The sequence below is a fragment of the Parapedobacter tibetensis genome, from assembly GCF_024704835.1.
Classification (GTDB): domain Bacteria; phylum Bacteroidota; class Bacteroidia; order Sphingobacteriales; family Sphingobacteriaceae; genus Parapedobacter; species Parapedobacter tibetensis.
Window position 1 is genome coordinate 1 of the sequence record NZ_JAMXBE010000004.1, and the last position, 14,822, is coordinate 14,822.

Annotated in this window: 13 protein-coding genes; 9 read left to right on the top strand and 4 right to left on the bottom strand. The window is 49.8% G+C overall.

Features of this window, described 5'->3' with window-relative positions:
• Positions 1-246: 246 nt before the first annotated feature.
• Positions 247-759 (bottom strand): helix-turn-helix domain-containing protein, encoded by a 513-nt coding sequence (locus NF543_RS07335; protein ID WP_257667468.1) that lies wholly within the window; start codon positions 757-759, stop codon positions 247-249.
• Positions 760-1,116: 357 nt separating this feature from the next.
• Between NF543_RS07335 and NF543_RS07340 the strand changes: the two genes are divergently transcribed.
• From NF543_RS07340 to NF543_RS07380, 9 genes are all read left to right on the top strand, one after another.
• The gene (locus NF543_RS07340) at positions 1,117-1,257 is read left to right on the top strand and encodes a hypothetical protein (protein ID WP_257667469.1); all 141 of its coding nucleotides are present in this window, start codon (positions 1,117-1,119) and stop codon (positions 1,255-1,257) included.
• A 246-nt stretch (positions 1,258-1,503) separates the two neighbouring features.
• Positions 1,504-1,905, top strand: coding sequence for a hypothetical protein (locus tag NF543_RS07345; RefSeq protein ID WP_257667470.1), 402 nt, complete (start codon positions 1,504-1,506; stop codon positions 1,903-1,905).
• A gap of 14 nt (positions 1,906-1,919) precedes the next feature.
• The gene (locus NF543_RS07350) at positions 1,920-2,228 is read left to right on the top strand and encodes a hypothetical protein (RefSeq protein ID WP_257667471.1); all 309 of its coding nucleotides are present in this window, start codon (positions 1,920-1,922) and stop codon (positions 2,226-2,228) included.
• A gap of 21 nt (positions 2,229-2,249) precedes the next feature.
• Positions 2,250-3,305, top strand: a complete 1,056-nt coding sequence (locus NF543_RS07355; protein ID WP_257667472.1) for a hypothetical protein — start codon at positions 2,250-2,252, stop codon at positions 3,303-3,305.
• Positions 3,306-3,327: 22 nt separating this feature from the next.
• Positions 3,328-6,543: a SusC/RagA family TonB-linked outer membrane protein gene (locus NF543_RS07360; protein WP_257667473.1), complete on the top strand. Its 3,216-nt coding sequence runs from the start codon at positions 3,328-3,330 to the stop codon at positions 6,541-6,543.
• A gap of 20 nt (positions 6,544-6,563) precedes the next feature.
• Positions 6,564-7,967, top strand: a complete 1,404-nt coding sequence (locus NF543_RS07365; protein WP_257667474.1) for a RagB/SusD family nutrient uptake outer membrane protein — start codon at positions 6,564-6,566, stop codon at positions 7,965-7,967.
• A gap of 241 nt (positions 7,968-8,208) precedes the next feature.
• Positions 8,209-8,856: a DUF6266 family protein gene (locus NF543_RS07370; RefSeq protein WP_257667475.1), complete on the top strand. Its 648-nt coding sequence runs from the start codon at positions 8,209-8,211 to the stop codon at positions 8,854-8,856.
• A gap of 79 nt (positions 8,857-8,935) precedes the next feature.
• On the top strand, positions 8,936-9,319 hold the full coding sequence (locus NF543_RS07375; protein ID WP_257667476.1) for a hypothetical protein: 384 nt from the start codon (positions 8,936-8,938) through the stop codon (positions 9,317-9,319).
• 170 nt (positions 9,320-9,489) lie between these two features.
• On the top strand, positions 9,490-10,020 hold the full coding sequence (locus NF543_RS07380; protein ID WP_257667477.1) for a C40 family peptidase: 531 nt from the start codon (positions 9,490-9,492) through the stop codon (positions 10,018-10,020).
• A 565-nt stretch (positions 10,021-10,585) separates the two neighbouring features.
• Here the strand turns inward: NF543_RS07380 and NF543_RS07385 are convergent.
• From NF543_RS07385 to NF543_RS07395, 3 genes are read right to left on the bottom strand one after another with little or no spacing between them, the layout of a single operon-like run.
• Positions 10,586-11,650 (bottom strand): PKD domain-containing protein, encoded by a 1,065-nt coding sequence (locus NF543_RS07385; RefSeq protein ID WP_257667478.1) that lies wholly within the window; start codon positions 11,648-11,650, stop codon positions 10,586-10,588.
• A gap of 32 nt (positions 11,651-11,682) precedes the next feature.
• Complete coding sequence (locus NF543_RS07390; protein WP_257667479.1) at positions 11,683-13,071, bottom strand: discoidin domain-containing protein; 1,389 nt, start codon at positions 13,069-13,071, stop codon at positions 11,683-11,685.
• A gap of 10 nt (positions 13,072-13,081) precedes the next feature.
• A complete protein-coding gene (locus NF543_RS07395) occupies positions 13,082-14,761 on the bottom strand; it encodes a DUF4983 domain-containing protein (RefSeq protein WP_257667480.1) in 1,680 nt (559 codons plus the stop codon).
• Positions 14,762-14,822 lie beyond the last annotated feature (61 nt).

A 14,822-nucleotide genomic window follows, 5' to 3' on the forward strand; every position in this document is an offset into this window, starting at 1 on the left:
CGAAAGCAGCAGAAGTATCAATTGATTTCGTTCAGAAAGTCCGCTCTGCCCTGCAGAAGAAAAAATCTTAGGCCTTTTCTGTTGATTTCGTATAGAAAGTTCGCTTTTTTTTGCAGAAAAAGAAATGAGTTTTTCTATAGAATAGCAAAGCCTAGAGGTGGCTTTTTATGTTTGCTTACCCCTCGTCAACCTCAACACCTTCTTCCCGGAATCCGTTGTATAATAAGTCTGGGCGGGGCCGGCCTCTTATTTCTTCTTCGAATACAAATTTGTGCCCCCTTTGTCAGGGTGTGGTTCAATTTTGATAAATTTCGGCATATTTTTCAGAGCATTGGTTAATGAATTGCCGTTAATTTTCCAACCATAATTGTCAGAAATAAATTTTACGATTTGTCCTCTTTCTTTCGGTGTATCTAAGAAACCTGTCCTTAAAACTTTGTATTTAATGCAGTGTGGTATCGAGGGAGGGCCGCTTAATATGACGTAAATGGCTGGATTACCTTTGTATCGTTGGAGTAATTTTTCTCTTAAGTTTTCTGATGGTTTGAACCCCTTTTTGCTTAACTTTTCTAGTTCGACTTTGGTAAAGCCGACAATACCGTCTAATGACTTGACTTTAATTGACTTTATGCCACTTTCGATATTAACTAGAGTTGCTCGTGATATCCCTGCTAGTAACGCAAAATCCTTTTGCGATAGGCCAATCGCATCTCTTAATTCGACTACGTTTTCACTAATTGTCTTACTGGATGTATCCATAAAGCAAATGGAGTAAGACAAATAGTGATATTTTGACTAAAAAAGTATTGTTTTTAAAATGATTTACTATATTTGCATTGTTGATATACAAATAATTGTGTGAAAAAAGATAGAAATATAATTTAGGTATTAAAAAGTCTTGCAACTCCAATCTCAGGCCAAGTGGCAAGGCAGCAGAATAAATACCTCACGCTTTCAATGGAAAAGTGCTAATTTTGCATTTCATTTCATTGAAGTGTGGGGCTGCTGTTCACCCGTCGCGACTAAAGGCCTGAGAATCTTCTGGGGTTACGGGATGCAGCCCCACACTTCTTTGTCTGCATACCATATTGCAAGGCTTGTTGAATAAACAGGCCAATGAACCAACAGAAAAAAACCATCGAATTTAAACTCATCCAGCCTATCCAAGATAGGAGAGATGATGGTCGTTTGGTATCAAAACCATGGAAAATTACTACCGTAAACCTTTTTCAAAACATCATCAGAAGTCCCGATTGAAGGCGTTCAATGAAGTGGCTTTGGCACTTTCAAGATAGGAGAGGAGAAGTTGTTAAAAGCCATGACTACCTAAAGGAAAAGAAATCTAAATTCTTAAACGACTAATAACCAATACAAAATGAAGCAAAAATTATGCTTGTGGGAATACTATGTCCTTATAAAAACTAACAATGCATTAGTAAAAATCGAATTTAGAAAAGTCAGTGTGCATAGACCTATGTCTATTCTAAACATGGAGGTCGCCTTATGATAACGGAGAAACTGAAATTAACCCAAGTTCCAAAGGAGTTCTTCACAAAATTTTTGGAACCCTTTGATGAAGGATACGATGCTTCCAAAATAATCAACCAATTTTGGGAAAAATACTCACTGCAGGAAGTGATGATTAATGTCTACCAAGTCTTGCAAAAGGCGAAGGATTATGAAAACGACTACCCCCTGTTTAAGACGGGCCTCGATGGTTTTATTGGCGAGGCGGTATCGGTACTTGTAGCCCATTACTTTTATTTCCAATGGGAATTTACTGAAGAAGAAGTGGATATACCCATAAATAAAAGTTTCCATGGAGCTGTCTACCCGAAACGAAAGGGCTTCATTGATGAGCTTCAAGCCGTTTTTGATCTTATTTCAAGAGAACCTGCCACTTAATGAACCTAATCAAAATGAAAATACAACAGAATAACAAACGAGCCGGTCTTAAGTACTGGTTGATGGCCGACAACCGACTATTGATAGCCATCCTAACAATAAACATGTGTGCAGAAGCCCATGCACAGCGCCCCGAGCCCTCGGGGCCTGTGCCTCTGGGTATCCACATAGATAGCATCAAGCCCCTGCAAATAGGGGATACGATACCTGAAGCGCTGTTGAACCTGCCACTACAGGTGGTGAACCATCCCGAGGGTAAGGAAACCATTACGCTTGCTGACTACAAAGGAAAGCTCATCATACTGGATTTCTGGGCCACGTGATGCAACAGTTGCATTGCTGCGATGCCAACGCTGCATCAGCTCCAGCAACAATTCGGAAATAACTTGGTGATATTGCCGGTGACCTCCGATGCGCATGGAAAGGCTGAGCAATTCCTGCGGGAAAATAAGCACATGAAAGGTTTAAAGATGCTGTCCGTTGTCGATAATGGCTCACTGAAAAAATCCTTTCCGCATGGAAGCATCCCGCACTATGCATGGCTGGACGCCGGTCCATCCTTGTCCGCGGTGACCGGTACGGACCAGCTCACACCCGATAACATAGCCAAAGCCATCTCCGGGGACCGTGTCGCGCTGGCCGAGAAACTCAATATAAACGTGGACAACCCGGATCCTTTATTCCTGGATGGCGATTTGCTGGATACGGAGTTGCTGCAATACGCACTGCTGGTGAAAGGCCAGCATTTGGGATTGTCGACATTCCATATTGCGCGGCAAAAGCGGGGGGTTGTCAATGGACGGATGTGCACGAATTTCCCGTTACTCGTAATGTACGAAACCGTAGCACGGCGGTTGTTCAAGTCGATAGGGGAGCGCTACTCAACAAAACGGCTGCTGATCGAATCGGACAGACCGGAATACCTTTCCTATGGACTTAGCAACGGGGAGGTCGAAGAAGAAACCTGGAATCGGTCAAACCTGTACAGCTACGATATCGTTGTGCCCCTACAAACAGCCGGCCAACTGGACAGCCTGATCCTCCGCATGCTCAATGGCTGCTCGGGATATAATGGAACCATGGTTTACACAAATACCAAGTGCTATGTGCTCCGTGAAAGGGCCGGTTTCCGGGCGGAACACAATGATTCCACCGGTGCCCCGGATACACCGGGGTCCCGCAGGCTGATGCTGGCCCTGAACCATCCGGATGTGACGCGTTTGCCGGTTATAGACGAAAGCCATTTCAATGGGATATCCCCCATAGCGCTGGAAAAAGTGAAGGGGTTGCCGCTCAATGCAATCAACGAGAAGTTGGATAGCGTTGGCCTTGAACTCGTTGAAGAGGAGCGCCGGATGGCCATGTTCGCCATCCGTGACAATGACACGCCACTGAATTAAAACAATCAAACCATTTTATCACATGAATTCCTTACAAGTTTACTTTTCCATTTTAATCGGATTTGCCGGCCTTTCCATTTCGCATGCGCAGCAGCCGCAACGGATACGTGTGGTAGACGGCCAAACCAATGATCCGGTTGCCGGTGCAACCGTCAAATATGTCGACCATGAAACGATGTCGGACGAGCAGGGGACGCTGCTGCTCGCTGCCCTGAAACAAAGAGACGATGTTTTATTCAGGATCACGGCAGTGGGGTATGCCGCAAAGGATACCCTGATCCGGTTTCCGGTGGCTGGGCCGATCACTGTTGCCCTCACACCGCAGGCCCATGTCCTGGAAGAGGTGGTGGTTTCCACCGGATACCAGCAGCTTCCGAAAGAACGGGCTACAGGATCCTTTTCGTATATCGACAACCGTGCTTTCAACGAGCAGGTCGGTACTGATGTGATGAGCAGGTTGGAAGCGGTGGCCAACAGCGTACAAGTGGACAGGACATCCCGGCCAAGTTCCGAACGCCTGATGGTACGCGGGTTGAATACGATAGCGGGGCCGACCGAACCGCTCATTGTCCTGGATAACTTCCCGTATGAAGGAAGCCTGGACAATATCAACCCCAACGATATACAGGATATCACCATCCTGAAAGACGCGGCCGCAGCTTCCATCTGGGGCGGCAGGGCAGGAAACGGGGTGATCATCCTGACCACCAAAAAGGGACAGACCCGGCAGCCGCTCCATGTCGAGTTCAACAGCAACATCCACGTGGGCAGCCGACCGGATCTGTTTTATGTGCAGAAAGTTCCTTCATCGGATTTCATCGACGTGGAGATGATGCTGTTTGATGCCGGCTACTATAATGGCGATATCGACGATAGGAACAAGCCTGCATTATCGCCGGTAGTGGAGCTACTGATCCGGTGTCATGGTGCGCCTCCAGGGGAACAGGCTGCTATAGACACCGAAATCGCACGTTTGAGGGGGATGGACGTGAGAAATGATTTCAATAAGTATGTTTACCGGCAAGCCGTGGACCAGCAATACTACCTTGGATTACGGGCGGGAACGGACCGTATGGGATGGAACATTTCGGCTGGGTACGACCGCAATGTCGACAACCTCCATGCGCGCTTCCGGAGGCTTAACCTCCGGGTGCAGCATACCATGAAGCCCGTGAAAGGACTGACGCTCAACACGGCCATGTACTATACGCAGAGCGGATCACAGGGCGGGGTGGAAGGCTACGGGCAGTTGGCATCAATGAACAACGGGCTGTTCCCCTATGCGGAATTTGCGGATAGGGAAGGGAATCCTTTGCCGATGACCAAGACCATACGGAGGGAGTTCGTGGAGAATGAAGCCGATCCACGCCTGCTCGATTGGAAATACTATCCGCTGGAAGATGCGCGGCATATCAATCGTACAACGTCGCTGAGCAGTATACTGCTGAATGGGGGAATGAATTATTCACTGCCATCCGGCCTTGGCCTGAACGTAAACTACCAATATGAGCGCCAGCAGACCACTGGACGTAACCTCAACGGGGCGCAGAGTTTCTTCGCAAGGGACCTTGTAAACCGGTACACCCAGATCGATGGGCAAAATGGGCTAGTGTACATCGTACCGAAGGGAGGGGTACTGGATCTGTCACAGGGATTGCTGCAATCCCACAACCTGCGGGGCCAGCTTGATTTCAACAGGGATTGGGGCAGCCATGGCATAAGCTTCATCGCCGGCTCGGAAATCCGCTCGGTGGTCAATGAGGGAAACGGCAACCGGCTGTACGGTTACAACAGTGACATATTGACCCATGGCAACGTAAACCATAACCAGGCATATCCGGATTACATATCCGGAAGAACATCATTCATCCCGGATGGCAGATCCCTTTCAAGTACAACAAACCGCTATGTGGCAATGTACTCAAATCTGTCTTACAACTTCAGGGGCCGGTACCTTTTCTCGTTAAGCGGTAGGCAGGATGCCTCAAACCTGTTTGGACTGAACATAAACGACAAATGGAACCCGCTATGGTCCACGGGTGTCAGCTGGGATCTGTCCAAGGAAGAATTCTATGGGCTTGATTGGTTGCCATACCTCAAATTCAGGTGGACATATGGCAAAAGCGGCAACGTGAACCCCGAAATGGTGGCGCTCACGACCATACAGTATATGCCCATCCTCTCATTGATTACACAGACACCCTATTCGAGGTTCAATAACTATGCGAATCCGGAGTTGAGGTGGGAGACGGTAGCGACCATGAATGCGGGGATCGATTTCAGAACGAAGAACAACCGGATAAATGGAAGCCTGGAGTTTTATACCAAGCGGGGGGAAGACCTGTATGGTCCGGCGCCGGTCGATTATACCGCCGGAGTGGGTTACACCATCACCCGAAACGTGGCGAGCATAAAAGCCCGAGGAGTCGATGTGGAGTTGAACACGCTGAATCTGGATGCAGGATTTCAATGGCGGTCCCGCGCCAACCTAAGCTTAAACAAAGAGTGGGTAACTGATTATCATTTGTCCGATCTGCGTGCCAATCGTTTCGTCGGCTTGACCAATCCGATATCGGGTGTTGAGGGAAAACCCGTACGATCAATTTATTCGTACAAATGGGCTGGACTGGATCCGGAAACAGGTGAGGCAAGGGGGTATCATGGAACTGAAATCAGCAAAAACTACAGGGGGTTGACGGGCAATGATGTGCTCCTCGATGACTTGGTCTACCATGGGTCAACCCTTCCTACGGTGTTCGGCTCATTGGGCAATACATTATCGTACAGGGATTTCTTCCTGACAGCCGGGATAACCTACAAATTCGGTTACTATTTCAGGAGGGAGACGATAAACTATACCGCTCTTTTCGGCAATTTCAATGGGCATGGCGATTTCATGAAACGCTGGAAAGAGCCGGGAGACGAAGTCTTTACGGATGTCCCGGCAATGCAATATCCCATCCCCGCCCGATCTGAATCCTTCTTCCAGATGGCTGAACCGTTTATGGAGCGGGGCGATCACATCCGGCTGCAATACATAAACATAGGATATGAGTTGACGAAAGCAGTGTTGCCAACAATGCCCTTCAAAAAAATGGTCTTTTCCTTGAATTTCGCTAATCTGGGTTTACTATGGAAATCGACCAAGGCGCCCGTGGATCCGGATTTTACCAATGCGCAGTCCACATCGGCTCCCACGCCATTGACTTGGACGGTGGGCTTGCGGGTAGATTTATAGCACTAAAAACAATGATGGAAATGAAACGTATCAAATCAATATTTACAGTTGTTGCAATGGCGGGCGTTGCCTGCGCCTGCCAGGGTTTTCTTGATGTGAAACCCGATAAGAGTCTCACGGTACCATCGGGTCTGGACGATCTGCTATCATTGCTGGACAACCAGGGGGTGTATTTGACGGTGTCCAATGCCGGTGAAATCAGCTCGGACGACTTCCACGTGACCGATGAAGATCTGGCTTCGCTATCATCCGATTGGCACAGGAGGATTTACGCCTGGGAGAGCGATTTTCTTTTCGAAAATCGGTCCAGGGATTGGAACGTCATGTTTGCAACCCCTATTTATTATTGCAACTCCATGCTGGAGCATCTCGAAAATATCGAGCGGAATACGCAAAACCAGGCACTGTTTGATAATATCAAAGGGTCGGCCAAGCTTATCAGGGCGAGGACGCTGTTCCATGCTTCGCTTATCTGGACACTGGCCTATGATGAACGCACCGCGGGTTCGACGTTGGGTCTTCCCCTGCGGAAAAGCACGGATTTCAATGAGCTGTCGGTAAGGGCCAGCCTCAAGGAAACGTATGACTTTATTCTCGCCGACTTACAGGAATCGGTAGCCTTGCTGCCCGAAACCCCGCTCCATGTTGTCCGGCCGTCAAAGCCGGCAGCTTATGGGCTGCTGGCCCGTATACATCTTTATATGGGGGATTATGAAAAGGCATTTTCCTATGCCGACTCCTGTTTGAGAATAAAGGATACATTGATGGATTATAACGAATTGGACACGGATCTGGCCAACCCGATACCACAGTACAATCCGGAGGTCATCCTTGATTATGCCATGGTAGCCGAGCAAGTTCTAAGTATATCGAGGGCGCGGATCAAACCGGAGATCATCAATAGCTACGAAAGTGGGGATTTGAGGCAACGGATTTTTTTCACCCTCGGTCAAGATGGAATCATGGGGTTCCGGGGCAGTTATTCCGGTATGACGGTTACGCTTTTTGCAGGGATTGCCACCGACGAGATCTATTTGATACGTGCGGAATGCAGTGCTAGGATGGGGAATGTACAGGACGCTTTGGCAGATCTGAACCGATTGCTTTCGAAACGATATGAAAACCGGGAGGGCACATCACTTCATATGCCCATCACCTCGGGCCAATGGGAAGAAGTCCTGCAGGTGGTAATGGAGGAACGCCGTAAGGAACTGATCTTCCGCGGGCTACGGTGGTATGACCTGAAGCGGCTGAATAGGGATGGGGCAAACATTGAAATGGTCAGGCTGATCGACGGCCAACAGCGGACGTTTCCGCCGAGTGATCTGCGGTACTCCTTCGGTGTGGCTCCGCTGCTGCACCGGAAAACGAACGGAGAACAAGCGGAGAACAACCGGACAATAAGCGGAGAAATGGCTTCGTGAGTGCTGCACGGGTACCCCGCAGGCACGGCATGGATGCGTAGGCACAACGGAATTGCTCCGGATACTCCGCGGAGCGGGTTCGTTTTTCTTCGCCTTCCTACGCTCTTCTACTAATTCCTTCACTTAATCTTTCGGCGTAGGTGGGCTGCCTTATGTTTGCCCTTGTGATACAGCAAACCACCGGTGGAATGAACGTATCCATGTTAGTTAACAGATTAGTGAATTTTAATTTTTTAATGTTATGGCAACTTACAAACAGGGCGTAAATGGCGCCTTCTCCGGCAAAGCCGGCAGTGTAGTGGGCAGCAACTGGCGCAGCATCGGATATCTGCGCGGATTGTCCCGCTTCAAAAACAAATCAAATTCACCCAAACAGGCGGCGCAACGCATGCGTTTCGGCATGGCGGTGAGCTTTTTGCAACCCATGAAATCGCTGTTGCGCATCGGCTTCAACGACCGCGCCCGGGGCCGCAACACGGGTTTCAACCAGGGCCTTCGACGCTTCGTCAACCAAGCCGTGGTGGGCGAATATCCAGACCTGCAGATCGATTATTCGCAGGTGTCTCTGAGTCGTGGCGCACTTGAGAAGCTCATCGGGTTGTCGGCAGTGTCGGATACCCCGAACATGGTGGCGATACATTGGGCAAACTTACATGACCCGGCGTCTGAATCCGCTTTTGCGGATGACCAGCTCATCGTGGTGTTGTACAACCGCACGGAAGATATCTTCACCTCTAACCGGAGTGCCGTGCGGCAGGATGAAACCCTTCAACTGGAACTTCCGTCGGCATTTGTCGGCCATGAGTTCCACATATGGGTATTCGCCCGGCACCGTGAGGGTGTCGAGGTTTCCACCAGTCAATATGCAGGCACGGTAGTGCTCGCCTAGTGGGTAAGGTGGTGGGGAGCCATGGTGGTTCCCCCGCCACCTTTTAATGTTTGATGTTTAACTTTTAACTTCTGAAAATATGTATACCTTATCATTTCCCATTGAGCGACCAGCACGGCATGTACCGCGCTATCGCTTCCCGCGATTATTCATCGCTACTTTGGTAGCCTTACTACTATTCATGCAGGCGGGCGATCTGCTCCGTTTCATGGATTCCACGGCTGCCGCCGTAGACATCGGCGTGCTTAGTTTGATCCTGTTGGCGCTGTTGGCTACACTCGGCTTCATCGCCGTGAGCCGCTGGCTGCTGGGTTTGCTCTGGCCAGTGCTGCGCGATTATCAGAAATATCATTTCGAATCCAATTTCAAATCCTTACAACCATGGCAAAAAATCACGTTTTACCTTGTTATCTTCTTTGGGCTGCTGTATGCGTTTGTGTGCTGCTTGGTGGCGGTGTTTTAGTTTTGTTTCACGCAAAGAGCGCTAAGTCGCTTCGCTCGCTCGCAGAGCCCGCCGAGGTTTTTCCCCAGTGTGGCTCCCCTGAACATTTCCAAGAAAACATGGAAGAAAAATTCTTTGCGGCCTTTGCGGGAGATCCTTTGCGGACTTTGCGTGAACCATCAACCTTGGCTTTGCGTAAAATATATACGACTGAAATCGGCGTCCGCGAAGCTACGGGCAACAACGACGGCGATCGGGTAGCCGAATACCTCCGCTATTGCGGGCTAGGGGAGGGTTACTCCTGGTGTGCAGCTTTCGTGAGCTGGTGTTTCGGGCAGGCAGGGTACGCGGAACCTCGCAACCCCTGGAGCCCGGCACTTTTTCCGCATCAGCGGGTGGTGTGGCGTTCTTCTGCCGTCACTGCGAGCAAGCGCGCAGGGAATGTGCACAAGAGCGAGGCAGTCTACGCAACGGACCGGATGGTTTCCTTCGGAGCTGCTTCGCGGTCAGCTCGCACTGCCCATCGCCTGCCTCGTGACGTTCGGCCAGGCGACATCTTCGGCGTCTACTACGCCAACCTCAAACGCATCGCCCATGTGGGCTTCGTAGACGAGTGGGGTGACACCTATATGGTAACTGTGGAAGGCAACAGCGATAATGCCGTGCAACGAAAAAGGAGGCCTATTAGCAGTATCCATGCCGTGGCACGCTGGATAGAGTGAATGGTAGGAAGGTGCCCAATACACCCTCCTTTTTATTATAAAACATAAAGCAATGAAAACGTGTCTCTTATTTACTGCTATATTAAGTGTAGCTTGCACCGCCAGCAAGCTTCGAAAGCAGGAAAGCACCACATTACACCACGTGCAATTAGGCAGACAGCTGTATACAGATAGCACCCGCATGGATCATCGGTATGGAGATTTACAACTCGCTACAGAAGCGATCAGCTCGCTGGTAGCCATCAGTCCAACGGGGACCTTTAGGTTCCATCCCGATTCGGGCTTTATCGGCGATGCGGAAAAGGTGTTGGTATACAGACGGGCTGAAGCCGCACAGATGAAAACACAGCTAGGGGAAACCCATACGCAGTGGAAAACAGCCTCAACCACGGTTGACAGCTTATCCCAAGAGGAAGCGCACCACGATATATCCAAGGATATACAGCGCACACCTGCCTCGTGGAGCCGTTGGATGGGTGTGGTTATCGGTGTGGGACTGTTATGCGTTGTTATCTATCTACGCATCAGGCGATACTTCATGACACTAACGATCTATATAGCATCCTTACTGCGGCATCTGCAGCACCTGCCATTCCGCCATTTGGAACAGGCCTCCAGAAACAACAGCCGTGACCGAAACGCGGTAGAAACTATAAGCCGTGCTATTTTCATACGTGAATGTCTTCGTTTGAAAACGCTCATCGAACACCTGATCCGTACGTTCATCCAACAATACCCAGTTTTCCCCGTCCGTAGAACCTTCTACCCTCCAGTTTTTGGGATCGCGGCCCGATGCATCGTTTGCCGAGGTGAATGTATAGCCACCAAGCACAATAGGTTCGAAATATTCAAGCTCAAACCATAGATCACCAGCAAAGTTGAATTGGAGGAATTTGGTGCCCGTATCATTGTCAATCAGTTTCAATGAACCTTCTCCAGCAAACTGGCCCCCATCGTTATCACGCGATACGCGGAATACACCTTGATTGGTCATGTCGCGGACGATGCCTAGATCTGTTAACAAGCGTGAGATTTGAGCAATGGATCCATTTGGGGTCTTCACACGCAGGGTATAGTCTTCAAATTGCCCGGATTCTACAGCGATGTTCAATAATTCGTCATTGCCCAGGAAATCGCCACCTATGCCTACACCTTTATACCAAAAGACACTGTCTATGGCCATGCCAGAACTTACGGACAAATCAAGACTTCCGTCCGGTTTTGGTATGGTAGCTACCTCTACGATGCTATCCGGACGAATTTCAATCATCGTTTCGCTCTCCGCCCAGAATCCTTCGCTGTTTTCCGTACGCATGGTTACCCGGTAATCGCCCGTTCGCAGGAAGGTGTGCATAGGCGAATCATCCAGTGATACGCTATCGTCACCAAACTCCCACCGAACAAGGGAAAAGTTCGTGCCGTTGTTCGTAAAGGCGTATGAAAAAGGGTCATCAGCCGCAATTTGTTCATGCTGAAATAGCGCGGTGGGCTTCGGTTCTTCAGGGTCTGGTACCGGGAGAGGATCGTCCTTGCAGGCAACCACCAGCACCAAATACGCCGGCACCAGCCATATATGTTTTGCTTGGTGCGCTATGTCGCGCAATCGAACCATCCGTTTTTTAAGCTTCATATCGTTATTTTTGATTCCTTGTCTTATTTTTGTTAGGGTATCCTGATTATCCGCCATTCCGCGAGTTGGAATAATGAGCCACCATTGTTTTCGCCGAAATCGATGCGGTAATGGGTATACGCTTCGGGGGGTTCAAATTCGTAGCGCTTGGTCTGGAAGCGATTGGTGAAAATCTCATCCTCCCGCGTATCAACGGCTACCCAGTTTTCCCCGTCATTTGAACCTAGCAACTGCCAGTTTTTTGGATCGCGGTCTGCTGCATCATTCGCCGATGTGAGGGTATAGGCACCTACTTTTGTCGGTTCGTCATACACAAGTTGCGCCCAAAGATCGCGCCTGAAGTCACCCACAAGGAACTTGGTGCCTGTATCGTTATCAATCAACTTAAGCGATCCCTCACCTCCCTCGGGGCCACCACCGTTATCCCGACTTACACTATATGTGCCTTCGTTCGTGATGTCTACCTCTAAGACGTGCTGGGGATGGATAAGGATGATCACTGATTTTTTCGATTCATCGAGCACGTGGGTCGAGGGATTGCCCAACGTGACGGCAATGGCAAGAAGATCATCCATGTGCTCCTCGATGACCGACCATTGGACAAATACGTCCAGCGGAGCTGAGCTGGTATTGGATCCGATACGTCGTACGGTGTCCATGGTCACCTGCGAGATATCTAAAGCCACTGTGTTGTCGGGCAGTGTGCCATTGGCTACCAGTGCAGCAATGGTGTCTGGGTTTACTTTGGCCTCCACCGTAAAGGCGTGGCCGGGTACACCGGCTAAAGAAATACCCAGCGGTACGTTGAGTCCGCCGGAGCGGACCTGGTAGTTTTGGCGGTTGCGTACGTCAAGGATTTCGCCTCCACCATTTGTGATGGAGAGATAGCGGATATCGCTGGGATCCAGGATATCAACCGTGTTTAAGATCACGACGCCGCTACTACCCGAAGGATCCAATTCGTTGCCTTTACTGGCGTTGAGCAGGCGATAAGCGAAGGCCATATTCTTGCCGAAGTTACGTTCGGCAAATCCCAGGTTGATGGAGATGGTAAATGTACTGCTATCGGCACCGAAAGGTACCACTACGACACTTGGGGCCGTTATTTGATTTACGGGGATACCCACCGTGTTTTGCAGGGATCCGCTGGCGATCAGCTGTTCCACGGTATCCGGAATCAGTTGCAACTCCACCTGAAAGGACTTGCCAGCCGGATTGGATGTTTGGATTTGCAGTGGAACCAAGATATGTTCACCTTCCTTCTTTATACCAAGTGGCGTGCCATCGAATGAAACGACGCTCGGGCTTGTTCCCTCCAATCGGAATTCCTCCAGGTCGTTTGGGGAGCAGGCTACCGCAACTAGTGCAATAGCGGGTACTATCCACCGCGATTTTTGATTCATATGTTTCAATATGCTCATTGTTGTAATTTTATCGATCTAACCATACACGCCCGTCCAGTTCCCAGTTTTCTTGCCGGGGGATCTTTAGCCAAGTAAGGATCTGCGTAGGGATATCTACATTACGGGGCACGGTCCTGCTGAGTTCTTCCGATCCTGGAGCGCACACATAATCGGCTTGTTGCTCACGCACCAAATCACCACCACCCAAGGTCATGTGGCTACCGAAAGGCCCCTCGTCCATGATCATATCATCCTCAGACCCAACCACCGGCCACAGGCCGGCAAGGAAGTCGTAATAGGGGTGGTCCTGTGGGATGTTGGTTTCACATGAATATTGGCTGATGATATCGTCAGGCAACGCGACTTTCCAGAAGCGTACATCACTGATGAAACAGTCGGCCTGTCCTTCCTGCTCCCGCCCACCCAGAATCAACGGCAGGTCATTTTCGATGCTACCATAACCTGTAATATCGACCTCCTCATTGAACTGGCCATTGGTATAGGTACGGATGTACCGGCGGTCCTCCCGCAATACCCCCACGACCGCGAGGCTGTTCCATGTGGCGTTCGCCAGTGTACCGCCACGCGTCTGGCCCACGTTTCCACCCAGACCCCGCGCATTGAACATCCAGAAGTTGTTTTCGAGAAAAATGGTCCAGCCTACATCGTCGTGACTCCAATGTGCGCGTTTCGATAACAATGCCGGGAAGCGGTATTCATAGTTATTATTGGGCCCCGGATTTTTCTTTACCTTCAGCTCAATCGTAAACGCCGTACTGTCCGGGTTATAATAGTCGTTATCACCCGCCGTCACTTCGCCTTGAAGCAGTCCTTGAAAACGGACAAAATCGCCCTGGTAGCGGATGCCCAGGAAGGGTTTGTTAATAATTCGGGTGGTGTACCGGGGTGCGTGAAGGATGGTAAATGTATTCACCGCCGGATTGCTAAAAATGGTATTGTCATTTTCTTCGTCCGGAATGGTATACTGCCCACCTTTACTGGAGGTAACCACCACCAACCAGCTCTCCTGGCTGTAGTTTGGTCGGTTGTGTATTGTTTCCAGTAGCTCGGCTACATGGCCGTTAAACTGCTGTAGGGCTTCGGCATATTGTGGCACGGAGAGGTCGTATCCATATTGTGTGCCAACCGCATCTATGCCCGTGAAATGCGCCGTCACCATGGTGATCGTGTCTACCTCAAGTGCCGCCATGGCCGCTGTTTTTACCGATTCATCATCAGCCAGCAATTCGCGTTCATCGGTGCCGGCTGTCATGTGGTCAAAAAATGTTTGCGAAGGCGTGTATGCCCGCAAATCGCTATTCGGTAAGGCCGTTTGAATACGTTCAAAAAGCAAGGGAAAATCTTCCAAGTCTGCGTTTGTGAAATCGTCTCCGTTGATGCCGTGTTTGTCTTTTTGCACACCAGTGAGCATATCTCCCCAGTTGGTACCGTTTTCCGGCGTTGTTTCCTCATCGGCCAGCGATTCCCAGGAGTAGATCGCGTTTGGCAGCAGCGAAGTGATCGCCGGAAGTTCGGCATCGCGCACGGACCGGCCGCGCGCACCATCGGCGATAATGTACAGCACCCTCGGATTGCCGAATACGACATCTACGGAGTCATCGGGCTCGATATCCGGGATAACGCGTGCAAATTCTTCTTTACACGCCCATACCCCAATAATCAGTACCGACGCCAATAGGAGTAACATCGGCTTTGTCTTTGTATGTGATCGTTTATTCATCATGCGTAATTGGTTGCGTTTGTTTATA

Excerpts from the sequence above, each read along its gene's own strand:
- NF543_RS07335 (WP_257667468.1), bottom strand. The coding sequence starts at position 759 with ATGGATACATCCAGTAAGACAATTAGTGAAAACGTAGTCGAATTAAGA.
- NF543_RS07340 (WP_257667469.1), top strand. The coding sequence starts at position 1,117 with ATGAACCAACAGAAAAAAACCATCGAATTTAAACTCATCCAGCCTATC.
- NF543_RS07345 (WP_257667470.1), top strand. The coding sequence starts at position 1,504 with ATGATAACGGAGAAACTGAAATTAACCCAAGTTCCAAAGGAGTTCTTC.
- NF543_RS07350 (WP_257667471.1), top strand. The coding sequence starts at position 1,920 with ATGAAAATACAACAGAATAACAAACGAGCCGGTCTTAAGTACTGGTTG.
- NF543_RS07355 (WP_257667472.1), top strand. The coding sequence starts at position 2,250 with ATGCCAACGCTGCATCAGCTCCAGCAACAATTCGGAAATAACTTGGTG.
- NF543_RS07360 (WP_257667473.1), top strand. The coding sequence starts at position 3,328 with ATGAATTCCTTACAAGTTTACTTTTCCATTTTAATCGGATTTGCCGGC.
- NF543_RS07365 (WP_257667474.1), top strand. The coding sequence starts at position 6,564 with ATGAAACGTATCAAATCAATATTTACAGTTGTTGCAATGGCGGGCGTT.
- NF543_RS07370 (WP_257667475.1), top strand. The coding sequence starts at position 8,209 with ATGGCAACTTACAAACAGGGCGTAAATGGCGCCTTCTCCGGCAAAGCC.
- NF543_RS07375 (WP_257667476.1), top strand. The coding sequence starts at position 8,936 with ATGTATACCTTATCATTTCCCATTGAGCGACCAGCACGGCATGTACCG.
- NF543_RS07385 (WP_257667478.1), bottom strand. The coding sequence starts at position 11,650 with ATGAAGCTTAAAAAACGGATGGTTCGATTGCGCGACATAGCGCACCAA.
- NF543_RS07390 (WP_257667479.1), bottom strand. The coding sequence starts at position 13,071 with ATGAGCATATTGAAACATATGAATCAAAAATCGCGGTGGATAGTACCC.
- NF543_RS07395 (WP_257667480.1), bottom strand. The coding sequence starts at position 14,761 with ATGTTACTCCTATTGGCGTCGGTACTGATTATTGGGGTATGGGCGTGT.